At 69.4% G+C, this 21,157-nt stretch carries 20 protein-coding genes and 1 riboswitch; of the genes, 8 read left to right on the forward strand and 12 right to left on the reverse strand.

Annotated elements, in window-relative coordinates:
- Nucleotides 1-108 precede the first annotated feature (108 nt).
- Nucleotides 109-663, forward strand: coding sequence for an MOSC domain-containing protein (locus tag V6U81_RS20555; RefSeq protein ID WP_334491485.1), 555 nt, complete (start codon nt 109-111; stop codon nt 661-663).
- A gap of 287 nt (nt 664-950) precedes the next feature.
- Nucleotides 951-1,313, forward strand: a complete 363-nt coding sequence (locus tag V6U81_RS20560; RefSeq protein ID WP_334491486.1) for a hypothetical protein — start codon at nt 951-953, stop codon at nt 1,311-1,313.
- A gap of 118 nt (nt 1,314-1,431) precedes the next feature.
- On the opposite strand, the gene V6U81_RS20565 is transcribed toward V6U81_RS20560, so the two are convergent.
- From V6U81_RS20565 to V6U81_RS29205, 4 genes are all read right to left on the reverse strand, one after another.
- Nucleotides 1,432-1,902, reverse strand: a complete 471-nt coding sequence (locus V6U81_RS20565; RefSeq protein WP_334491487.1) for a hypothetical protein — start codon at nt 1,900-1,902, stop codon at nt 1,432-1,434.
- Between the two features lie 788 nt (nt 1,903-2,690).
- Nucleotides 2,691-3,494: a C39 family peptidase gene (locus V6U81_RS20570; RefSeq protein WP_334491488.1), complete on the reverse strand. Its 804-nt coding sequence runs from the start codon at nt 3,492-3,494 to the stop codon at nt 2,691-2,693.
- A 214-nt stretch (nt 3,495-3,708) separates the two neighbouring features.
- Nucleotides 3,709-3,850: riboswitch (cyclic di-AMP (ydaO/yuaA leader) on the reverse strand.
- A gap of 828 nt (nt 3,851-4,678) precedes the next feature.
- Complete coding sequence (locus tag V6U81_RS20575) at nt 4,679-5,971, reverse strand: LVIVD repeat-containing protein (protein WP_334491489.1); 1,293 nt, start codon at nt 5,969-5,971, stop codon at nt 4,679-4,681.
- Between the two features lie 318 nt (nt 5,972-6,289).
- On the reverse strand, nt 6,290-6,775 hold the full coding sequence (locus V6U81_RS29205; protein ID WP_420884049.1) for a class I SAM-dependent methyltransferase: 486 nt from the start codon (nt 6,773-6,775) through the stop codon (nt 6,290-6,292).
- 285 nt (nt 6,776-7,060) lie between these two features.
- On the opposite strand from V6U81_RS29205, the gene V6U81_RS20580 reads away from it, so the two are divergent.
- Nucleotides 7,061-8,575: a copper resistance CopC/CopD family protein gene (locus V6U81_RS20580; protein ID WP_334491490.1), complete on the forward strand. Its 1,515-nt coding sequence runs from the start codon at nt 7,061-7,063 to the stop codon at nt 8,573-8,575.
- A 269-nt stretch (nt 8,576-8,844) separates the two neighbouring features.
- Here the strand turns inward: V6U81_RS20580 and V6U81_RS20585 are convergent, their stop codons facing one another.
- Nucleotides 8,845-10,266: a DHA2 family efflux MFS transporter permease subunit gene (locus tag V6U81_RS20585; protein ID WP_334491491.1), complete on the reverse strand. Its 1,422-nt coding sequence runs from the start codon at nt 10,264-10,266 to the stop codon at nt 8,845-8,847.
- 240 nt (nt 10,267-10,506) lie between these two features.
- Here V6U81_RS20585 and V6U81_RS20590 point away from each other — a divergent pair, with 240 nt between their 5' ends.
- Both V6U81_RS20590 and V6U81_RS20595 read left to right on the forward strand, forming a co-directional pair.
- Nucleotides 10,507-10,791 (forward strand): heavy-metal-associated domain-containing protein, encoded by a 285-nt coding sequence (locus V6U81_RS20590; RefSeq protein WP_334491492.1) that lies wholly within the window; start codon nt 10,507-10,509, stop codon nt 10,789-10,791.
- Between the two features lie 87 nt (nt 10,792-10,878).
- A complete protein-coding gene (locus tag V6U81_RS20595) occupies nt 10,879-11,172 on the forward strand; it encodes a glutaredoxin domain-containing protein (protein WP_334491493.1) in 294 nt (97 codons plus the stop codon).
- Nucleotides 11,173-11,208: 36 nt separating this feature from the next.
- Here V6U81_RS20595 and V6U81_RS20600 read toward each other — a convergent pair whose 3' ends face one another.
- Together V6U81_RS20600 and V6U81_RS20605 are read right to left on the reverse strand one after the other, a co-directional pair.
- Nucleotides 11,209-12,132 (reverse strand): M56 family metallopeptidase, encoded by a 924-nt coding sequence (locus tag V6U81_RS20600; protein WP_334491494.1) that lies wholly within the window; start codon nt 12,130-12,132, stop codon nt 11,209-11,211.
- Nucleotides 12,129-12,491: a BlaI/MecI/CopY family transcriptional regulator gene (locus tag V6U81_RS20605; protein WP_334491495.1), complete on the reverse strand. Its 363-nt coding sequence runs from the start codon at nt 12,489-12,491 to the stop codon at nt 12,129-12,131. The genes V6U81_RS20600 and V6U81_RS20605 overlap by 4 nt, the downstream gene beginning before the upstream one ends.
- A gap of 264 nt (nt 12,492-12,755) precedes the next feature.
- Here V6U81_RS20605 and V6U81_RS20610 point away from each other — a divergent pair, with 264 nt between their 5' ends.
- Nucleotides 12,756-13,511, forward strand: a complete 756-nt coding sequence (locus V6U81_RS20610) for a zinc metalloprotease (protein ID WP_334491496.1) — start codon at nt 12,756-12,758, stop codon at nt 13,509-13,511.
- 96 nt (nt 13,512-13,607) lie between these two features.
- On the opposite strand, the gene V6U81_RS20615 is transcribed toward V6U81_RS20610, so the two are convergent.
- From V6U81_RS20615 to V6U81_RS20630, 4 genes are all read right to left on the reverse strand, one after another.
- A complete protein-coding gene (locus tag V6U81_RS20615) occupies nt 13,608-14,288 on the reverse strand; it encodes a C39 family peptidase (protein WP_334491497.1) in 681 nt (226 codons plus the stop codon).
- Between the two features lie 253 nt (nt 14,289-14,541).
- Nucleotides 14,542-15,198 carry a DUF305 domain-containing protein gene (locus tag V6U81_RS20620; RefSeq protein ID WP_334491498.1) on the reverse strand — a complete coding sequence of 219 codons (657 nt, stop codon included), beginning with the start codon at nt 15,196-15,198 and terminating at the stop codon, nt 14,542-14,544.
- A gap of 72 nt (nt 15,199-15,270) precedes the next feature.
- Nucleotides 15,271-15,696, reverse strand: a complete 426-nt coding sequence (locus V6U81_RS20625) for a hypothetical protein (RefSeq protein ID WP_334491499.1) — start codon at nt 15,694-15,696, stop codon at nt 15,271-15,273.
- A gap of 61 nt (nt 15,697-15,757) precedes the next feature.
- Nucleotides 15,758-16,210, reverse strand: a complete 453-nt coding sequence (locus V6U81_RS20630) for a DUF2752 domain-containing protein (protein ID WP_334491500.1) — start codon at nt 16,208-16,210, stop codon at nt 15,758-15,760.
- Nucleotides 16,211-16,719: 509 nt separating this feature from the next.
- On the opposite strand from V6U81_RS20630, the gene V6U81_RS20635 reads away from it, so the two are divergent.
- Together V6U81_RS20635 and V6U81_RS20640 are read left to right on the forward strand one after the other, a co-directional pair.
- Nucleotides 16,720-17,265, forward strand: a complete 546-nt coding sequence (locus V6U81_RS20635) for an ATP-binding cassette domain-containing protein (RefSeq protein ID WP_334491501.1) — start codon at nt 16,720-16,722, stop codon at nt 17,263-17,265.
- On the forward strand, nt 17,262-18,788 hold the full coding sequence (locus V6U81_RS20640) for an ABC transporter permease (RefSeq protein WP_334491502.1): 1,527 nt from the start codon (nt 17,262-17,264) through the stop codon (nt 18,786-18,788). The genes V6U81_RS20635 and V6U81_RS20640 overlap by 4 nt, the downstream gene beginning before the upstream one ends.
- Before the next feature lie 156 nt (nt 18,789-18,944).
- Here V6U81_RS20640 and V6U81_RS20645 read toward each other — a convergent pair whose 3' ends face one another.
- Complete coding sequence (locus V6U81_RS20645; protein ID WP_334491503.1) at nt 18,945-21,113, reverse strand: heavy metal translocating P-type ATPase; 2,169 nt, start codon at nt 21,111-21,113, stop codon at nt 18,945-18,947.
- Between the last annotated feature and the right edge of the window lie 44 nt (nt 21,114-21,157).

Here is a 21,157-nt window from a genome sequence, read left to right on the forward strand (position 1 = left end):
GGACCCGCCACCAACCAGCCTAAACCCGCACTCCGAGCAGTGTCTTGACATAAAGGGGTGCCATGAGCGAGTGTTCGTCGGCGCGAGGGTTACTGGAAGATTGCGGCTATGACCAAGAACGGCTCGCCCGTCGTGCTGGGCGTCAGCAAGGAGGACCACCACCGCTTCAGCAAGCAGCCCTGCGAGAGCATCACGCTTGTGGAGGGCCTGGGTGTCGACGGAGACGCCCACGCCGGCGCCACCGTGCAGCACCGCTCGCGCGTAGCCGCAGACCCCACGCAACCCAACCTGCGCCAGGTGCACCTGATCCACTCCGAGTTCTTCGACGAGGCCCGAGCGCACGGATACGAGCTCTCCCAAGGGAGCCTTGGCGAGAACGTCCTGACCGCGAGACTGGACATATTGGGGCTGCCGCGCCACACCCGTCTACACCTGGGTGAGCGGGCCGTCGTACGGGTCACGGGCCTGCGCAACCCATGCCAGCAGATCAACGATTTCCGCTCGGGCTTGCTCAAGGTCGCCGTCTCCCGCGCCGAGAACGGCGAGCTAGTGCGTAAGGCCGGGATCATGGGCGTCGTGGAGCAGGGAGGGACCGTCTACCCCGGCGACATCATTCGCGTCGAGCTCCCGCCCGAGCCCCACATCCCCCTCGACCGCGTCTAACCCTGACACGCTCAATTCGGCACGTCCGGACAGCACCCGGGCCAGCTCGGCGGGACGCTGCGTAGCGCGCGCCTCGCGGCAATAGCGGACGTTGTCGATCCGATCGCGGCGGGGTGATCCTCAGCTGGATTCGCCGGCTTGGCGAGTAGGAGTCGGCGGTCGCCACCGGCGCAGGAACGTGTGCCGCGGCATCTGGGGGCACCGTACGTGGCAACGTGCCGGCGACCGGCGCGCACGCAGGGCGGCAGATCCGGAAGTTCCAAGCACGAGGCTGGAATCATGGATGAATGCTGAAGCCGCCCGAGCCTGACCCCGATCTTGACCCGTTTCGAGGCGGGGTGGCCGTTTTGCGGCGGGACGGCGAAGTGGCCGGCCATGTGGCGACGCAGGTTGGTACGTTCTGGGCGCCCTTGAGCTTCTCCCGCCGTCGTCAGTGGTGGGTCTGGTTCATTGTCGTGTGGGCCAACGGGGATCGCGAGCCGCTCGGCGAGGACTACCCGCCGTGGACCGTGGTCGGTGAGATGTTGTCGGGGACCTTCTCCCGGGGACAGGATGACGCGCACGGTGGGAGCTACACCGTTGACTGGCTGCCGGAGGAAGCGCGCCACGAGACGCTCTCGGCGCTCGGAATCCGGCCGGAGGATTTCTGACCGGCTCGATCTGGGTGGCTTGCTCATCGGCCAGTCCGGACGCGCACAAAGGGGTCGCCGCCGTGACGGCCCGTAGCGCTCGATCAGCGGCAAGAGCGGGCGGCAGGCCAGGGCGCGTCTAAAGCGGATCCAGAAGCAGCACGCCATCCGGTGAGTAGAAATACTCGCGCACATGCCGAGCCCAGTCTTCGATCTTCGGGTCTTCCCACTGCGACAACCACTCAGAAAGATGCGCGTGCTCGTCGGTGTGTCCGTTCTCGAGGAGCCACCGAAGCGTTTCGCATCTGCCCGCTCCGAAGATGGCCTGGGCATCGAAGCCGGTGCCTAGGTCTATCTCACCCGTGCGGAACTTCGCTCCATACAGGCGGGGTGAGTCCGCGGGATCACCGATCAGGAACAGCAGGAAGGCCGTCACGTAGATCTGCTCGTACTCGTCGCTCTCGCCCGTGTCCGGACCTTCGCGCCACGTCCTTTCGAGGTCGAAGATCTCTCGGAGCATCGCGTGGTGGGGGCCAGGGTCATCTACGTCAACCATCCGGAGCGCCTTCCGACGCGAAGCCGGACTCGAGAGGTTCAAAGACTCGGCCATGGGTGCACGCTAGTTGGAGTGCGCACTCATCGGCAGTTGAGGACATCACAGACTGACCCAACGCGACCCATGAGCGCTGAAGCCTTCAGGGCCGCCGAAGAGCTGACGGTTCGGGTTCGCCGAAGAGGTCAGCGCCCAGGAAGCCCTGGTCAGAGGGTTGACGGTGGGATTCGAGTCTCAGCTTTCGGGATCCATGCCGGCGCCAGCACGGGAGAGCCCAGAGCCATACGTCGATGCGGCAAAACTCTCTTGACTGGCGCCAGCGGTCCCCAGGACGACAGCCAGCACCAGCCAGGCGAGTAGCAGTCAAGCCTGACCACTTCGGTCTTCTTTGGGAGGTCACGCCGCGATGGGGGCGAGCTGCCACGTGGTGCCGTTCCTGGTAGCGCTCGCCGACGACCCGGCCACCCACTGAGGCCCACCCGGTGATCGGGCCCGGATCAAACAGCTGGTGCTACGCGGCGCACGGCTCATCGTCATCGACCCCCGCCGCATCGACCTCGCCGACGGCGGACATGCACGTCCAGGCCAGACCGGGATCCAATGTCGCCGTCTTCAACGGCATCGCCCGGGTGCTGCTCGACGAGGACTTACTCCGCACCCTAGCCAGCGGGCTCGCCGACCTCACCGCGCTGTTGGCCGGCTATCCACTGCGGGTCGGTGGTCACCTCCAGCACGGCAGCGATTCGCCTCGGCGCGCGGGGCGGCTAGACATGGCCGGCGGGCGGGCCGGAAATGGCGTCGGGCACCGGCTCCAGGAACCGGTGCCCGATGGGGGAAAGGCGCGATCAGGCGGAGTAGCCGCGGGTGGCCATCCAGTTCGCCAGGTCGATGGTGGTCATCCAGTAGGAGGCGGTAGCCGGATTTGCCGAGTCGGCGATCCGGACGGTCCGGCCGTCGTCCTTGTAGCCGACCACGGCGATGTAGTGGCCACCGGGGAATGAGTGCCAGCCGCCGTCGGTGTCGGTGGCGGCGCCGACGGTGTTGGCGACCACGGCACGGCCGTCGGTGATGGCGTTGACCACGTCGGCTTGGAGCTGGTCCATCTGTGCCGGGGTGGCCTGGCCGGGGATCGTGTGGGTCCGGTACGGATTCCCCTTGACCATCTGGTTGAGCCCGCGGGTGGTGTCTTCGGCCGAGTTCGTTCCGTTCACGCCGGCGTTCAGCGGGGCAACCATCGCGTCCTGGGTGGTCTCGACGCCGCTCGCGCTGAGCGCGTTGCGCACCGCGGCCGGGCCGCAGTTCCAGTAGGCGGTCTGCGCCTCGTAGGTGTAGTCGAGGACCTTGGTCGATGGCGGCTTGGGCTTCGCATTCTTGGTCACGTCCGGGTCCGTCGTGGCGTTGGTGCTGGCCTTCGCGGACGGCGAAGGGGCGGCGATCCGGGCCTCACCACGGGTGGCGGCCTCGCCGAGCCGGGGGGCCAGCTCGGCAGCGGCGGCGGTATTCACCTTGTGTGCCGGGGTGTCGCCGGTGACGGCGAGCGCCGTGCCGACGCCGCCGGCCAGGACGAGCGCCGCAGCGGAGCCGGCGATGATCTGGTACGGGCGCTCGGTCACGACACGCCGCAGCTGACGCTTCATTCGGTGCTTCATGTGTTCCTCCACGAGGGCCTGAGCGACACACGCCGGCCCAGCGCGCGGATGGGTTCACGCGCGTTCGTGGGCGGGGTGGCCGCGGGGAGTGGGAGCGCCGGGTGCGCCGGGCTCTGCGGGACGGTTACCGGATCCGCATTCGCCGGTCAGGCGAGGGCCGGCACCGCGGCGCCGTGGAGGGGGATGGATCGGAGGTTGGTTCGCACGAGGTTGGAACTCCTTCCGTGGCCGCCTACCGGGTTAGCTGACGGATTCGGGCGGGAAGTACGCCCTACCACGGGCCGTGGCCCGCGGATTCACCCCGGTGTTGCACTGGGTCCCCGGTTCGTGAGATCACGATTGAGCGGGTCGGCACGGCGTCGCCATTTGCGATCGAAAACCGCACCGGACGCGCTGACACTACCGGCGGGTACGTCACCCATCAAGCGACCCCACCTCCTTAAACTTCGATCACCATTACTCTGACCGGAACAGCCCGTCACTGATGTCACCCAATGGGATGAGCAGCTATGACGGGACTACCGGGAGGCAACCGGACATCGGGGCGGCGTCGGCGCTGAATTTCTTGCCAATCACCGCGTCCCTTACCCGAATGACCGTTTTCCCGTCGGATGTGAACTCGTCCCGAACCAATTCACATCACAATTCGGCGAACTCGGGTGGGGCGGCGCTACGGCTGGCGGCGACGCTGACACAGTCGGGGCAGGGTTCGGCGCACAGACGTTCATGGAGTGGAGTTGCCGGCGGCGCTCGTGACACCCGGCAGTCAGCGCAGGGCGGTCGGTTGGCGCAGGTAAAGCCCTCGCCCGCGCCTGTTGAACCTCACCACGGCCGGGACCTCAACTTACGGATGTCGACGTGCCACACCAGGTGGGTTCTTGCTCAGGATGTCGGAGCGCCGCCGGCGGGTCGGTCGGGAGTCGGTTCCACGGCCAGGTTGGCCTCGACATCGGTAGCCATTGGGGACATGTAAGCCGGTCCACTCGAACAACGGCCTGGCTTGGCAACCAGTTGATAATCCGCAACATCGCCGCTGGTGGGGGCTCACCTCCCGCTGCCTTGGCGATCGGCTGTCTTCCCGGCGGAAGGACGGCGAGGAACCAGCGGACGTGCGGGTTCGCTGGTAGGTCACGAAAGCGGGCGGGCGCCGACGGCGCCCGCCCGCCCGCTTACTCGTAGCAGCGTCAGCCGAGCAGGAACGTTTGGGTCTGGGGGTTCAGCATCGGCAGCTTCTTGGCCCCGGCCGTCTGGGGGCCGCTGAACCGGATCACGTCGACCCCACGCGAGATGTCGTTGGCAACGATCAGGCCGTTGTACCAATAGGTCGACCACTGGTTGGACTGCATGTCGTAGTACCCGATCTCCTTGGGATTGTTCGGGTCGGTCAGGTCGACCACGGAGGTTCCCGAGCCGTAGGCGGAGGCGACCAGGATGTTGCGGCCGGCAACCGGCACGTAGTTGAAGTTGTGGTAGGTGCTCGGCTGGGCGCGCGGGATGCGCAGGTGGCTCAGCGGCGTGCTGGGGTCGTCGACCGCGTACGTCCAGATTGCACCGAACGGCTCCTGCGCGGGCCCGAAGTACTCGTCGCCGAAGGTGACGTACTTTCCGTCGTGAGTGAACGCCGCGCTGTGCCAGATGTCCACGTCGGGCGAGTCGATGTTGGCGATCACGCGGGGGGCTAGGGGGTTGCTGATGTCCCACAGTTGGCCCTGGGACAGGCAGGCCGCGGCGGCGAGCTTGCGCGGGGTCAGTACCTGGATGTCGTGGCAGGCGAAGAAGTCGCCGGACGCGCCGGAGAAGAGGTCGATCCCCTTGATGGTGGGCTCCGCGACGACCGTCGCGGCGAGGCCGGCGGCGGCGTCGCCACCCGGTACGTCGATCACCGAGATGCGCTCGAACGGGGCTCGGCAGTCCGGTCCGATGTTGCTGGCGCTCAGCGGGTACGACGCGACGTAGATGTAGGTGCCGCCGTCCTCGCGGGGCACGAGGGTGTGGGTGTGCGACCCGCAGTCTGTACGGATCGCTTGGAGGAACTGCGGCGCCGTCGGGTCGCTGACGTCGAAGACGCGGATCCCTTCCCAGGCGCCGGTGGTGGAGGCGGTGACGTTGCGGGATCCCACGCAGCCCGGCGTGCTCTGCGGGGTGTCCACGGACAGGAACAGCAGGTCACCCCAGACCGAGACATCGCCCTGGGGGCCGTTGCAGTGCACGTCGGCCAACTCGACTGGGGTACCCGGCTCAGAGATGTCGATGATGCGGAAGCCGCCGTAGTGGCCGGCAAAGACGAGGTTGCCGGAGAAGGCGAGGTCGGAGTTGACGCCACCGGTGTGCTCATCGGTCGAGAGCAGGTGCATGTTCGGGCTGTAGCCGTCAGCGGAGCTGCTGGGCGGAGGCGGCGGGACGGACCCGTCGTCCCACGGCTCGTGCGCCTCGGCCGGTGATGCCATCACGGCGAGCAGGATCGCCGCGCATGCCACGGCGAGTGATCGGATTCGGAAAGGTCTACGCACGGCGCCCCCTCACGTCGGGCGTGTCGCCAGATGACGCGATCACGCAGGTGATAGTCACACTGTCAAATATCTTCATATGTCGCTAGACCCTCGGCGAAAACAAACTCGAGCGCAGCTGACGGCCCCGGGTCAGATCGTCGCTTTGCTGACGTGTGGCGATGCACGGGGGGAGGCGAGTACAAATTTGCCCCGACAGCACGATCATGGTGACGCGACCATGCCGGTCACCTGCCGTCGTAGATCAGCCGGTGGGTCGGCGGGCGACCAGTTCGACAGCAGGACTGTTCAGACGCCTGGGACGCACCTCGAGGCTGACATCGACGAAGCCCGCCGCTCCCACGTCATCGGCCAGTTGCTCTGGTGAGTTGTGTTGAGCACGTGGCGATGCACCGCAATGGCCAACCGCCCACCGGGCTGCAGCACGCGGTACGCCTCAGTCAGGCCAGCCCGTCGGTCCCACAGCATTACGTTGTTGACCGAGATCATCGCGTCCATGCTCCGGTCGGCACAGCCGGTGTGCTCGGCGCTGCCATCGCGGATCTCGACCACACCAGCGGCGATCGCCTCGGCGCAGCGGGCAGCGGGCAGCGGGCAGCGGGCAGCTGGCGCATGGTTGCCGACGGGTCGACGCCAACTAGGCGTCCAGTTCGGCCGACACGGCCGGCGGCCAAGGCGAGGCCGAGGCCTGGTCCATGTCCCACCACCAGCAGGTGGGCACCGGCCTGTAGTGCTATACGTTCCAGGATTTTCGTCATGCCGTCCATCCTGCATCGGTGGCCAGAGTTGGCACTCCGAACGACTTCGCCTGCGTCCCTCCCACCTGTCGATCGTCGGGCCTGACCCACCCCTACTATCGACAGATAGTAGTTGCCCTAGGATGGCGACCGCATCAGGTGGGACCGATGTGTGGGCCGCAGGTCCACGGGTTCCTCGGGCGGAAGGATCAACAGTGCCTTTCCAGTGGCGTCGCCGGGCGGCCTGACCTTGCTTGCCGCATCATCGGGTCTTGCCTGTCATCAGCCGTCAGCACGCGGCGCTGCACGCTGGGTACTGCGGGTGTGGCTAGCGCTGCTTCCCGCCCTCATTGTGGCGCTCGGGTTCGCCTCCCCCGCTGCCGCTCATTTCAAGCTGCTGAAGGCCCTGCCGGCCGATGGCGCGCGGGTCGATGACGCGGTTTCGGAAATCCGGCTGACTTTCAGTGCCGCCGGCACGCCTACTGGAGCTGGCTTCAAGCTTTCCGACGGCAAGGGCAAGGCCGTACCGGCGACCAGCCACACCCCCGACGGGGGCCGTACGTGGCTGGTTCACTCTTCCACTCCCCTGACCACCGGCACGTTCAATCTGGCATGGAGTGTGGCAGCCCCAGACGCCCACCCCCTGACAGGAGACCTCACCTTCACGGTGGCCTCCCCTCCCCCGGCGCCTGGCGTGACCGCCAAACCTCAGATCACAGCCAGCTCGCACGGACATGCCGGCCATGGTGGGCCTGGTATGCCGTCGACGCCGCCGCCTGCCCATTCCGGCGGACACGCTGTTGGCCGTACCGCCGATGCGGATCAGGGGCCTGTGCAGTTCGTCGGCGCCGTCGGGCGGTGGCTGTCCTACGGGGCGACCCTGCTCGGTGTCGGTGGTCTTGTCTTCGCCTTGACCACACTGGTCGGTACTCGCAGTGACATCCGGTTGGTGCAGGTCTGGGTGCGGGCGGCCGGACTGACGGTAGCGACCGGAGCGGTACTTGAGTTGGCCGCTCTCACGGCGGTCTTCAGCGAGGAGGGCACCTTCGCCTCGGCGGCCAGTGTCCCGGCGTTAGCCGCCCTCATCCAGACGCCGGTGGCTGCCGGCCTGGTCCTGCGGCTCGGCGGCGCGGCAGGCATGCTCGTGTCCGGTTCGCTCGAAGCGGCGCTGATCCGGGGTCGGCACGCTGTCGGGCGTCACTCCGTTCCGACCGTCGCCGCCATACCTACCGACTCTCGGCACCTGGCGGCCCCTGCCGCTGGTGGACCGACGGGCGACGGCCTTCAGCGGGTGCGAGCGCGAGCTGTCCGGCCCGTGCTTCTGGGTGTCACCGTTGCGCTGCTGCTGGGTTCCTTCCTGCTCGACGGGCACACCGTCACCGCGGAACCTCGGGTCATCGTCGTGGCGGCCGATGTCGCCCACACCATCGCCGCCGCCGTGTGGGTCGGCGGGGTTCTTCTCCTGGCGGTCCTGCTGCTGGGTCGCGCTCGGCTCGGCGTACCGACGGGTGCCGCCGAGATGGCGGTGCGGTTCTCCATTCCCGCCACTGGCGCAGTAGCGCTGACGGGTGTCGCCGGCGTGGCGTTGACTCTGCTGATCCTGGATCGGCCGGGACACCTCATGGCCACCAGCTGGGGGCGAGTTCTTATCGTCAAGGTGGCGTTGGTGGCGGTTGTTGCCCTCGTCGGGCTCTACAACAGCAGGCGGGTGGTGCCCCGGCTTGACGACCGGGCGATGGACGGCACCCGTCAACTGCGCCGTACCGTCTTGGTCGAAGCGTTGCTGATGCTGGCTGTCCTGCTGGCCACCGCGATCCTCGTCAACGCCGAGACGTAGGCGGCTCGATCTCGTGTGACGACAGGGCGCATGCGCCTGCAAGAGTTATGGGCACGCCGTGGCAGCTCGGGGAGCTCGCGGCAGACGGAAGCCGATGTCACACGGTGGAGCTGCCGTCGTCGCACGCGCCTGCCCTGCTGGTTTCCGAGCTCGGTCCGCACGACCCGTTGACCCGCTCACCGTGTCGGCGCTCGTCACCGATCGGCGCCGGTGGATCAGCCAGGCTTGGACTGATCCACCGGTGGGCGGTCGATTGGGTTGCCCTCGGATCAGCCGACATTTACCGGCTCGGCTTCGGCGTCCGGCTGCCGCCGCGGAGCGCGCAGGGTGAGCCCGGCGGTGACGGTGCCCGCGACGGCGATGAGACCGGCACCGAGGAAGGCGGCGGAGTAGCCGTCGGTCAGGGCGGCCAGGTCGTCGAGCCGGTCGGCGCCGGCTGCGGAGGCGACTGCGGTCATCGCGGCCAGGCCGAGCGCCGAGCCGACCTGGTAGCTGGTGTTGACGATGCCGGAGGCGAGGCCGCCCTCCTCGGGCCGGGCGCTGGAGATCGCCGTGCCCAGTGACGGGATGAACGCCAGCGACATGCCCAGCGCCGCGACCAGCGAGGCAGGTAGGACGTCGACGGTGAAGGTGCCGTCGGGGCGGACCAGGGCGAGCCAGCCGAGCCCGATGGCGAGGATCGCGAGGCCGGTGACCACCATGGGCTTCGGGCCGAAGCGGGCGATGGCCCGCGGGGCGAGCGCGATCATGCCAATCATGATGAGGATCGTCATCGGCAGCAGCGCGGCGCCGCTCGGGAAGGCGCTGTAGCCGAGGACCTGCTGCAGGTAGAGGTTGAGGAAGAACCACATCGGGATCCAGGCCGCCCCGAGGAGCAGTTGGGCGATGTTGGCGGCGGCGAGGTTCGGGGTGCGGAAGATCGACAGCCGCATCAGCGGCTCGCGTCGGGCCGCCTGGATCGCGACGAACGTGGCCAGGGCGACGACGGCTCCGGCGAGGACCAGCCAGGTCTGTCCGGAGGCCCAGCCGACCTCGGGGGCGCGGACGATCCCGTACACGGCGGCGCCGAGGCCGACGGTCACCGTCACGGCGCCGAGCACGTCCAGCGAACCGCGGCGGGTGCCGCCGGCGGGCATCAGGGCCGGGGTGGCCAGCAGCGCGAGCGCGGCGATGGGGATGTTGACGTAGAAGACCCACGGCCAGCTGATGTACTCGGTGATGACGCCGCCGAGGAAGACGCCGGCGGTTCCGCCGGCGGGCGCCGCCGCGCCGTACAGGGCGAGGGCCCGGGTGAGTTCCCTGGGCTCGGCGCCGAAGAGCATCATCAGCAGGGTGAGCGCCGACGGGGCGATCAGCGCCGCACCGGCGCCCTGGACGGCGCGGGCGGCCAGTTCGACCGGAACGCTGTCGGCCAGGCCGGCGGCGGCGGAGCCGATGAGCAGGATGAGCCAGCCGGCGGCGAACATCCGGCGGGCGCCGAGCAGGTCGGACAGCCGGCCGCCGAGCAGCAGCAGGCCGCCGAACGCGACGACGTAGGCGTTGAAGACCCAGGACAGATTCTCGGGTGAGAAGCCGAGGTCCGCCTGGATGCGTGGTAGTGCGACGCCGATGATCGAGGTGTCCATGATGACCATGAACTGGGCGAGGGCGATGAGTCCGAGGGCCCACCAGCGCTTCGAATCGGATGACATCGTGACCACTCCTTCAATTACCCCTAGGGGGTATGGGTAGTAGCAGGTTTGTACCCCCCACCGGTATGCATCGTCAAGTGATCCGGATGACATCCCCAGCACGCACACGGATCGGCCGAGGTCTTGAGACGAATACCGGGTAGGGGTATCTTCAGGCCTGTGGGTCGGCGCACAACCGACCGTCGCCCGGACGGACCCTGCGCACCGTCCCGCCATCATCTGCGACACCGAGGAGATCCCATGTGCGGCAATGAATCGAGCTGCGGCTGTGGCACCGTCACGATCGACAGCGCCCCGGCGGCCCCGAACACCGGCAGCGGCGCCCGGAGCACCTACCAGGTGTCCGGCATGACCTGCGGCGGCTGCGCCAAGAAGGTGACCGGGCACGTCTCCGAGATCGCGGGCGTGACCGACGTCCAGGCCGACGTGGCCACGGGCACCATCACCGTTCTCAGCGAGAACCCGTTGGACACCGCCGAGGTCCGCGCGGTCGTGCAGCGAGCCGGCTACCAGCTCGTGGACTGACCCGCGGGCATCCCGCATCCCCAGGGCGCCGGTGGGCGCCCCCGGGGATGCCGCCTTGCCATCCGTCCCGGCGACGAGGAGAACGAGTTGACCGTCAACGATCGCGCCCGCCACGATGAGCTCGTCGTGTACGGGACCGGCTGGTGCCCCGACGTGCGACGCAGCCGAGCCCTGCTCGACGCCGCCCGCATCCCGTACGTGTACGTCGACGTCGATGAGGACCAGGCCGCGACGCACCTGATCCGTGGTCTGCAGCAGGGGCAACGCCGCATTCCCACCCTGGTCTGGCCGGACGGGAGCTTCCTGGTCGAGCCCACGGACGACCAACTGCGCGCGCACGTGGCCAGCAACGGCCATGAAACCGGTGGCCTCGCCGGCTGACGCCTCCACCGCGCCCGCCGGAGTCCGCCCGGCCGCCTATAGACAGGTGAGGACCGCGGCGAGCATGCCGATGCCCACGGGCGCCCCGAGGGCGGCCGCGGCGAACGCGGTCCGAGTCGCAAGATGGCGGCCGTGTGGGGTGCGCGACTGAAGCCGCTGCAACCGGATTCCCACCTCTCCCCCGGCCATCGACAGCGCGGACGGCGGGTGAGGCGCACCAGCGAAGCTTAAGAGCGCATCTCGCACGGCCGCCTGGCCGCACTCCCGTACGGCCGCGGCGTCCGCGCGCAGCTCGACGAGCAGGCGGACGGCCGCGGGTGCTTCCCGCGTCAGCGGCAGCCAGGGGACGGCCGACGCGAGCCCTTCCACGGCGGACACCAGCAGGTGGTGGCGCTCGCGCAGATGGGCCCGTTCGTGGCTCAGCACCGCGGCGAGCTGATCCGCCGGCAGGTCTCGGGTACAGCTGGCGAGCACGGTCAGCCCGCCGGAGCCGCCGAGGCTGTATGCCAACGGGGTCGGGTGCGGGATCCACAGCACCGCCCCGTCACCGGGCTCGGCCGCGCCGCCGGAGAGAGTCAGCAGATCCGCGTGAGCGCGCCGGGCGCGACATGCCGTCCGTGCGCGGCGGACGCACGACGCGGCGAACTTCATGAACGCCGCGACCATGGTCAGAGCGCCCGCCGCCCCGAGGACCTCACTGAGGGCCGGCGGGCGGCTGGGCTGCGCCCAGTGCCAACACAGCCGGGCTAGGTCATGCAGTGCCCACTCGTGGGCGGCGCCCGGGGCGAGCAACACGGCGACGGCGACGCCGAAGGTGGCCGTCACGGCGACGAGCAGCCCGAGCCAGCCGAGCAGCACGGCGACCGGGTCAGCAACGTGGCGGAAGCAGAATCGCAGCGCGACGGGCCCCCACCAGGCGGCGGCCACGACACCGGCAACCAGTGCCAGCGCGACGCTCACGCCCCGGGCTCCCGCTCGTGTAGCACCTGCTTGAGGATGTGCAGTTCCCGATCCGAGGCCGACCTGGCGAAATGCAGAAGCACCAGGTCGGGGTCCGTACTGGTCTCAAGCACCTGACGCAGCGTGCGAGCGGCGATCTCCTCACGGGTGCCGGCAGGGCGATAACGGTAGGCCTTGCCATCCTTCTCACGCGCTGCCCAACCCTTGCGGTGCAGGTTGTCGAGCACGGTGAGAACGGTCGTGTAGGCCAGAGCACGGTCGGAGGTCAGTGCGTCGAGGACCTCTCTGACCAGCAGGGGTTGGCCGGCCCGCCACAGGACGTCCATGACCGCCGCTTCGAGTCTGCCCAGCTCTGCCACGTGCGCTCCCTTCGCGCCCGCAAGGGTACGCGGGGCGGCTCGCCAGGCCAGCAGGGCGTGCCGGAACCGTGACGGCTGGCGAGCACAGAGGCCCGATACCTCAGGAGCGTCCCGCTGCCTCAGGACGACCTCGATGGTGGCCCATATTCACGAAGGGCGAAAAAGTTGCATTCCGCAATGCCCACAACCTCCCTGGCCAGGCGTATGAAGTGATCCGGGTCAATGCCGTACCCAACCCCCAACGGCACTCCCAGAGGAGCTGCGATGCACAAGAAACTGCTGGCCGCCGCCGGCGCCGCCAGCCTCGCCCTGCTCGTGTTCCCGGCACCCGCCCAGGCCAACCACAGCTGGGGCGGCTACCACTGGGCACGTACCGCCAACCCGTTCACGCTGAAGCTCGGTGACAACGTCAGCTCGCAGTGGGACTCCGCCCTGGCCGGCGCCTCGAGCGACTGGAGCAAGTCGACCGTTCTCGACACCACGGTCGTGACCGGGTCGACCAACCCGAAGAACTGCAAGGGCGTCAGCGGCCGGGTCGAGGTGTGCAACTCCACCTACGGCAACAATGGCTGGCTCGGTATCGCCTCGATCTCGGTCACCGGCGGCACGCACATTACCCAGGGCACGGTGAAGCTGAACGACACCTACTTCAACACCGCCCAGTACAACACTCCGGCGTGGCGCAACCTCGTCACCTGCCAGGAGGTCGGCCACACCTTCGGCCTCGACCACCAGGACGAGAACTTCAACAACGCCAACCTCGGCACCTGCATGGACTACACCAACGACCCGAGCACCAACCAGCACCCCAACCAGCACGACTACGACCAGCTGGTGACCATCTACTCGCACGTCGACTCGACCAGCACGGTCGGCTCCGCGCCGGCCACCGCGTCGGTCGGCAACTCCCCGAAGTCCTGGGGCACGCTGGTCAGCGGCTCCCGCGCCGACCGGCACTCCACCTACGTCCGGCACTTCGCCGACGGCGCCATGGTCGTCACCCACGTGATCTGGGCCTGATCGTCGGGTCGACCGCGGTCGCGGGTTCGCCGCCGGATCGCCGAGCCGCACAGCGGCCCCTCGCCGACTGGGCGAGGGGCCGCTGTGCTGGTGCGGTCAGGCCGAGTAGCCGCGCGAGGCGGACCAGTTCGCCAGATCGGTCACCGACATCCAGTAGGTGCCGTCGCCGACGGGCTGCCACGGGTCGGCGATCTTCAGACGGCTCCCGTCGCTGTCGTAGCCGACGACGGTCAGGTAGTGCCCGACCGGGAAGGACCGCGCGACACCGTCGGTGTCCACGGCGGAACCGATGACGTTGACCACGGGGATGCGTTTCTCGTCGATGGCCTTGGTGACGTCGGCCTTGAGCCGGGCCACCTCCACCGTGCTGGCCGAGTCGTCGGGGATCTCCACGGTCTTGTACATCTGCTCGCCCAGGCTGTCGTTGAGCACGCGGGTGATCTCGAAGGCCGAGGCGGTGCCGGCGAAGGTGGTGCCGAGTTCATTCGCCAGCTTGTCCTGGTCTTCGATCTTTCCTTGCGCGCTCAGCGCGATCCGCGTGGAGGCAGGACCGCAGTAGTAGATGTTGGGCTGCGCCTGGAACGTGTAGTCGTTCACCTGCTTGCCAGCAGCAGCTCTGGCTGTCGCTGCGGCAGCCGCCGGGGTGGCATAGGCAGCTGTCGCCGGACCTGCGGCGATGATGCCGGCAAGAGCCACTCCCGCCGCGGCCACGCATTTTCTCACTACGGCGGAGTTGTGTGTGTGGCTGACCGAAAGCCGTCGGGCAGGGTTGTTCATGTATCGCCTCTCCTCGGGGAGCCGCAGCGGTCACGGACCACTCACCGCTCTTCTCGGGTCGGCACGCGCCTGCGAGCCGGGATGTGCACATGCCGGAGCGTCCGGCTCCGGCATGCGGTAAGCACAACCTGGCGGCACGGTGCCCGCATTCCGCCCGTGAGTCCTCGGCCACAGGGACACAGCACTCGATCGGCCCAGCAATGGTCCAGCCGGGCTCGAACCAGAGTTCGGGCCCGGCCGGACGGGTACGTGCCTACAGGCGGTCGAGGATCTTCTGGAGGGTCTGCACCTCCGCCGCCTGGTCCGCGGCGATCTTGGCGGCGAGAGCCTTGGCGTCCGGGTTGCTGCCATTGGCCTGTTCGGTCTTGGCCATCTCGATGGCGCCGTTGTGGTGGGCGATCATCATTTCGGCGAACTTCTTGTCGAAGTCGGTGCCCTTGGCGGCGGTGAGGTCAGCCATCTCCTGGTCGGACATCATGCCCGGCATGTCGGAGTTCATCCCCGGCATGTCATGACCGGGCGAGGCCGACATCCCCGGCATGTTGTGGCCGCTGGGCGGAGACGCGGGCCTCCCCCACGCCGTCAGCCAGCCCTTCATGGTGGTGATCTCGGGATCCTGGGCGGCCTTGATCTTGGCGGCCAGATCCTTCAGCTCCGGGTCCTTCGCGCGGCTCGGAGCGAGGCCGGCCATCTCGACGGCCTGCTGGTGGTGCGGGATCATCATCTGGGCGAACATGACGTCCGCGTCGTTGAACGTGCCGGTCGCCGCGGACGAGGCGCCGGTTGACGGGCTGCTGTTGGCGTGGTCCATGCCGGCCATGTCGTCGCCCCCGCCGCAGGCGGCGGTGACGAGCAGAGCGGACAGGGCGGCACCGGCAAGGGCGGTCCGGTGCAGGATGGTTCGCTTCATCGAGTGAATGGTCCTTGTCGCTAGTGGTTGGCAGACGGTCCTGTGATGGGGGGCCTGGCGGCTCGCGAGGGTCTATGTCCGCAGAACCGACACCGCGGTCATCTGCAGTCCGAGGGGAGGTCGGGGTGGAGGGTCGTATCCCCGACCCCTCGTCCAGTGCCGGGCGCGTGCGGATACGGGCAGTTCTCGTCGGCATCGCCGGAGCATCGACAGGGAGGCGAGGACGACCGCCGCGCCGAGCACCGCCAGACATACGGCGAATGCGTCGACGCCGTGACCGTGGCCGCCCGAGCCGCTGGGGCTCTGCTCGTCTGCTGGCGCCACGGGTGTGTGGTGCAGGTCCGCCATCGTGCTTTCGACGCCGGAGCCCTTGAGGTTGGGATGGTGGCCGACGGTGTGCATACCGAGAACGCCGAAGGCAAGGGCGACGAGCAGCATCAGCCGCAGGGGCGAGTGCTGCACCGGCCCGCTCGACGCGCCCACCTTCGCGCTTTTCATGCTGTACCAGGATAGTCGGTGCAAATCCGCCTGCCGGAGATCAAGGTCCGTGGACGCCGCATCAAGGGGTCAGGTTCGGGACGTCGAACCAGCTGAACGGTGGCCACGGCAGGTTGCGCAGCACGGTGCTGTAGAGCAGGAAGGCGGCACCGTAGACCCAGTAGACGCGTGGCGAGAACTGCGGCGCGGGCAGCTCCCGCCCGAACCAGGCGACGCCGGCCCAGCGAATGCCCGCGTAGAGAAGGAAGGGGACGGCGATCAGGGCGGCCAGGTGGTGGCGGGCCGCTTCGAGGAGGTCACCGTGCAGCAGGTAGTAGAACATCCGGGTGCCGCCGCAACCCGGACCGTTGATGCCGGTCATCGCGTGCCATAGGCAGGGGCCAGTGGGGTCGGCGACCGGATCGGTCGGATCGAAGCGAAGGACGAACGCCGCCGCCGCGCCGATGGCGCCGGCCAGTGCGAGAGTCGCCGCGCGCTGCGTCGCGCGATGGGGGGAACCCGCCACCTGTCGCATCGCCACCTCCTCGTGTGCCAGGAGAGGACACGTGCCGAGATGGGCAGGAGCGAGCGATCCCGACACGCGTCTACTAATCGCGCATAGTAGTTGGCACACCATGGGCACCCTGCCGAGGGGACCCACACCAAGGAGATCAGCGGTGGCACCTGGTCGCCCACCGGCGGAACCGCCCGGGACACTCCCGTCGCCTTCACCGTGCGCGGGGATCGGCTGTTCGTCGCGACCCGAACGGGTGACGTACGGTTCGGCACCGACTCGGGAGCCAGTGGCAGCCGCTGCAGCCGGGCCTGGCGTAACGGCGGTACCCCTTCCCCACCGCCCCCTAAGCTGAGGCAGTACGAACGAACCCTCACACCACCACCCCGTGCGTACGGAGGTGACCTGTGACCGGCGGTGAGGACCCCGCAGCCGACCGGCCGCCGGGGACGGCCGTGCTGACGGCGCGGGGCCTGCGCAAGTCCTACCGTCGGGGACCGTTCCGGCGGCGTCAGCCTGTGCTGCGTGGGGTGGATCTCGACCTGGGGCCAGGTCAGGTGGTCGGGGTGATCGGTGAGAACGGCTCGGGCAAGAGCACCCTGATGAAGATCCTGGTCGGCGCGCTGCGCGCGGACGCGGGGATGGTGTCGCATCGCGGGCGGATCGGTTACTGTCCGCAGAGCCCGCAGCTGTACCCGCGGCTGACCTGCGACGAGCACTTCGACCTCTTCGGCCACGCCTACGGCATGGCCGACGAGGACACGGAGCAGTCCCGGCAGTCGCTGTACGACGAGCTGGGCTTCGCCCGGTACGCCCGCACCCGGGCCGAACGGCTCTCCGGCGGAACCCTCGCCAAGCTCAACCTCGCGCTGGCCCTGCTGCCGGATCCCGAGCTGATGCTGCTCGACGAGCCGTACGCGAGTTTCGACTGGGACACGTATCGGAAGTTCTGGGACCTGATCGGCGAGCGTCGGCGTGCCGGCCGCGCCGCGCTGGTCATCAGCCACTTCGTGGTCGACGAGGAGCGGTTCGACCGGATCGTGGCCATCACGGACGGCCGGGTGGCATCCCGGTGACCGTCCTGGCGTTCGTGCGGCGCTTCCTCGCCGACTACGCCCGCAACCGCGTCAACCTGCTCCTGCTCGTCGTCGTACCAGTGGTGTTCGTGGCGGTGGTGGCGGGGACGTTGGCCGACGCGGCGCGGATTCTCGGCGGCCGCGGTGGCGCGGCGGTCGAGGATGCCACGGCCGCGTGGTCGGCGGCGTTCCTTGCCGGGATCGGCATGTACTTTCAGAGTGCCGCGACCCGCGACACCGACCAACGGGTGGTGCTCGCCGGGCTGCGGCCGGCCCGCATGGTCGCGGCCCGGCTCCTCACCGGCCTGACGCTGGCCGTGCTGATCAGCGCGATCGCGCTGGTCACGCTCGCGTTCCGGACCGGTATCGACCGCCCGGGGCACGTGGTGGTCGGGACGCTCATGGCGGCGGTCATCTACCTCGGGATCGGCGCGGCCGTGGGAACGCTGGCGCCCAACCCGGTCAACGGCACGGTGGTAGTGCTGTTGATCTGGATCCTGGACGTCTTCCTCGGCCCAGCGATGGGCGCCCAGGAACGGGTGGGCACACGGATCCTGCCGATGCACTTCGTCACCTCGTGGATGGTGAACCTGCCGTCCGGGCATGCCGGGCGGCTCGGGGACGTCGGCTGGGCAACGGTGTGGACCATCGCGGCCGTCGCGGTCGCCTGGACCCTCGAGGTGTGGCGTACCCGCCGCACCGGGCCGCCCCGTCGCCGGCAGCGGCCGGGCGGCTGGGTGGCCCAGCTGGCGGGCGCCGGCCGGGCGGCGTGGCGGGACGCCCACCGCAATCCCGCGCTGTGGGCGCTGTACGTCGTGGTTCCGGTGATCTTCATCCTGCTGGCGGACGCGATCACTCCCGATCAGCCCATCACGGTGACGGTGCGCGAGCACGGCCGGCGGCTGGCCGGCACGTATCCGATGCCGGAGGTGCACGGCGCGACGATGGCGCCCATCGCGGTCGCCTCGCTTGCGGCGTTGGCCGGTCTGTTCACGCTGTTGGACAGCCGCGCCGGCGACCGCCGCGCGGCCCTGGCCGGGTTGCGTCCGGCGGCGTTGCTGGCTGGCCGGCTCGGAGTGCTCGCCGCCGCGGCGTTGCTGGCCACGGCGGTGTCGCTGGCCACCACGGCGTCGGTCTTCGACGCGGTCCGCTGGCCGCTGTACGCCGCCGGGAACCTCCTGGTCGCCGGCACGTACGCGCTCGTCGGTGCGCTGCTCGCGCCGGTCTTCGGCCGGGTCGGTGGGGTGTTCATGGCGTTCCTGCTGCCCTTTCTCGACCTCGGCATCAGCCAGAGCCCGATGCTGCGCTCCCAGCCGCCGTCCTGGGCGAAGGCGCTGCCCAGCTACGGCAGCGTCAGGGTGCTTCTCGACGGCGCGCTGACCCGGGGGTTCGACGAACTCGGCGCGCTGGTCTTGGCCTCCGGGTGGATCGTGGTGCTGTCCCTGGCCGTCGCGGTCGCCTACCGGCGGTCCGTGTCGCCGCCCGGATACCTCGTGCCAGGCGCAGGAAACGTTGCTGGGTGAGGCACGCCGTGCTCTACGTCGGCGCCGATCCAGCCGCTGAGCATCTTCTCGCCGGGTTGCTCGGTGCCCCGTTCGCCGGGCGATAGGCGTCAACTGCGCAGTCGGTGACGGCTCTGGCCCGGCCGGCTTGCCGCCGGCCGGACCAGAGCGGGACGTTCAACGGCGTCCGGGGGTGAGGCGGACCCGTCGGAGCAGTTGTGCGTTGAGCGCCACCACGATGGTGGAGGCGGACATCAGCACCGCGCCGACCGCCGGGCTGAGCGCCACGCCCGCCCACGCCAGCGCGCCGGCCGCGACGGGGATCGCGACCACGTTGTAGCCGGCCGCCCAGGCCAGGTTCTGCACCATCTTCCGGTAGGACGCGCGGGACAGCCGGATCACGCCGGTGACCCCGCGCGGGTCGGAGGAGGCCAGGACGACACCAGCGGACTCGATCGCCACGTCGGTGCCGGCGCCGATCGCGATGCCGACGTCGGCGCGGGCCAGCGCCGGAGCGTCGTTGACCCCGTCGCCGACCATCGCCACCGTCAGGCCCCGCGCCTGCAGGTCGGCGACCGCGCGGTCCTTGTCCGCCGGGAGCACCTCGGCGAACACCTCGTCCACACCGGGGCGGAAGCCCAGGTCGGCGGCGACCGCTTCGGCGACCGGGCGGGCGTCTCCGGTGATCATCACGATCTTCTTGACGCCCTGTTCCCGCAGCTCGGTGATCGCCTCCCGGGCTTCCGGCCGGACCTCGTCCTCCAGCGCGAACGCGCCGATCGTTTCGGGTCGGCCCTCCGCCGGCGACCGCAGCAGATGCAGGACGGCCGCGCCGCGGGCCGACCAGCGTGCGCTGGCGTCCGCCAGGTCCGCGGGCACCGTGGCGCCGAGCTCCCGCAACAGCGCCGGACCGCCGACCGCGTAGGAGGTGCCGTCGACGACGGCCTGGACGCCGCGTCCGGTCAGGGAGCGGAAGTCCTGCGCCGTGGCAACCAGACCGCGCCCCTGCGCTGCCCGCACCAGGGCCCGGGCGAGCGGGTGCTCGCTGTCGGCCTCCACCGCGCCGGCGATCCGCAGCACCTCGTCCTCGGTGAGCCCGGCGGTGGCGGCGGTGGCGGTGACGGTGTGGGCGCCCTTGGTCAGGGTGCCGGTCTTGTCGAACAGCACCGCGTCCACCCCGCGCATGCGTTCGAGCGCCATGCGGTCCTTGACCAGGATGCCCGCCTTCGCCGACACCGCGGTCGACAGAGCGATCACCAGCGGGATGGCCAGCCCGAGGGCGTGCGGGCAGGCAATCACCAGAACCGTCACCGTACGGACCACGGCTTCGTTGACGTCGCCCAGTGCCCACCAGGTGCCGAAGGTGATCAGCGCGGCGCCGGTGGCGAGGTAGAACAGCCAGGCGGCGAACCGGTCGGCGAGCACCTGCGCGCGGCCGGCGGACGCCTGCGCCTGGGCGACGAGCCGGCTGATGCCAGCCAGGGCGGTGTCCTCGCCGACGGCGTCGACGCGGACCCGCAGGGTGGAGTCGGTGGCGACGGTGCCGGCGACCACCTTGTCGCCGACCGTACGGGGCACGGGCCGGGACTCGCCGGTGACCATGGACTCGTCGAGTTCGGCGGCCCCGTCGACGATCCGTCCGTCGGCGGGAACCCGGCCGCCGGAGCGGACCAGCACCAGGTCGCCGACGCGCAGGTCGCCGGCGGGCACCGGGTGCGGCTGCCCGGCGTCATCGAGGCGTTCGGCGTCGTCGGGCAGCAGGGCGGCGAGGGCCGCCAGGGCGCCCTGGGCCTGCCCGATCGCCTTCATCTCCTGCCAGTGCCCGAGCAACATGATGGTGACCAGTGCGGCGAGTTCCCACCAGAAGTCGAGGCTGAACGCACCCAGGCTCGTGGCCAGGGAGGCGACGTACGCGACGGTGATCGCCATCGCGATCAGCAGCATCATGCCGGGCGCCCGGTCGCGGACCTCCCGAACGGCGCCGGCCAGGAACGGCCAGCCGCCGTAGGCGAAGACCAGGGACCCCAGGACGGGCCCGACCCAGGTCATGCCGGGGAAGTCGAGGGTGTAGCCGAACCAGTCCATGATCATGTGGCTGGTGGCGACGATCGGCACGGTCAGTGCCAGGCTCAGCCAGAACTTGCGCCGGAACTGCGCCGGGTCGTGCCCGGCGTGCTTGTCGTGTCCGCCGCCGTGTCCCCCGTGGTGGTCGTGGTGCTGGGGCTGATCCGGCGGGCGACGCTCTGGCGTGTGATCTGCGTGCCGCTCGGCGACGTGGCCGTGAGCGGGGTGCGAGTGCTCGGGTGCCGTCGCGAGCGGGGCATGGTGGGTGTCGTGGCGTGTCATGGGGTCCACCTCCGCCTCGAACATATACCCCCGGGGGGTATATG

Source organism: Micromonospora lacuserhaii, from assembly GCF_036902735.1.
Classification (GTDB): Bacteria; Actinomycetota; Actinomycetes; order Mycobacteriales; family Micromonosporaceae; genus Micromonospora.

What these genes read in the sequence shown, in the direction of transcription:
- V6U81_RS20555 (WP_334491485.1), top strand. Translation starts at nt 109, where the DNA reads ATGACCAAGAACGGCTCGCCCGTCGTGCTGGGCGTCAGCAAGGAGGAC.
- V6U81_RS20560 (WP_334491486.1), top strand. Translation starts at nt 951, where the DNA reads ATGCTGAAGCCGCCCGAGCCTGACCCCGATCTTGACCCGTTTCGAGGC.
- V6U81_RS20565 (WP_334491487.1), bottom strand. Translation starts at nt 1,902, where the DNA reads ATGGCCGAGTCTTTGAACCTCTCGAGTCCGGCTTCGCGTCGGAAGGCG.
- V6U81_RS20570 (WP_334491488.1), bottom strand. Translation starts at nt 3,494, where the DNA reads ATGAAGCACCGAATGAAGCGTCAGCTGCGGCGTGTCGTGACCGAGCGC.
- V6U81_RS29205 (WP_420884049.1), bottom strand. Translation starts at nt 6,775, where the DNA reads ATGCAGGATGGACGGCATGACGAAAATCCTGGAACGTATAGCACTACA.
- V6U81_RS20585 (WP_334491491.1), bottom strand. Translation starts at nt 10,266, where the DNA reads ATGTCATCCGATTCGAAGCGCTGGTGGGCCCTCGGACTCATCGCCCTC.
- V6U81_RS20590 (WP_334491492.1), top strand. Translation starts at nt 10,507, where the DNA reads ATGTGCGGCAATGAATCGAGCTGCGGCTGTGGCACCGTCACGATCGAC.
- V6U81_RS20610 (WP_334491496.1), top strand. Translation starts at nt 12,756, where the DNA reads ATGCACAAGAAACTGCTGGCCGCCGCCGGCGCCGCCAGCCTCGCCCTG.
- V6U81_RS20615 (WP_334491497.1), bottom strand. Translation starts at nt 14,288, where the DNA reads ATGAACAACCCTGCCCGACGGCTTTCGGTCAGCCACACACACAACTCC.
- V6U81_RS20620 (WP_334491498.1), bottom strand. Translation starts at nt 15,198, where the DNA reads ATGAAGCGAACCATCCTGCACCGGACCGCCCTTGCCGGTGCCGCCCTG.
- V6U81_RS20625 (WP_334491499.1), bottom strand. Translation starts at nt 15,696, where the DNA reads ATGAAAAGCGCGAAGGTGGGCGCGTCGAGCGGGCCGGTGCAGCACTCG.
- V6U81_RS20630 (WP_334491500.1), bottom strand. Translation starts at nt 16,210, where the DNA reads ATGCGACAGGTGGCGGGTTCCCCCCATCGCGCGACGCAGCGCGCGGCG.
- V6U81_RS20645 (WP_334491503.1), bottom strand. Translation starts at nt 21,113, where the DNA reads ATGACACGCCACGACACCCACCATGCCCCGCTCGCGACGGCACCCGAG.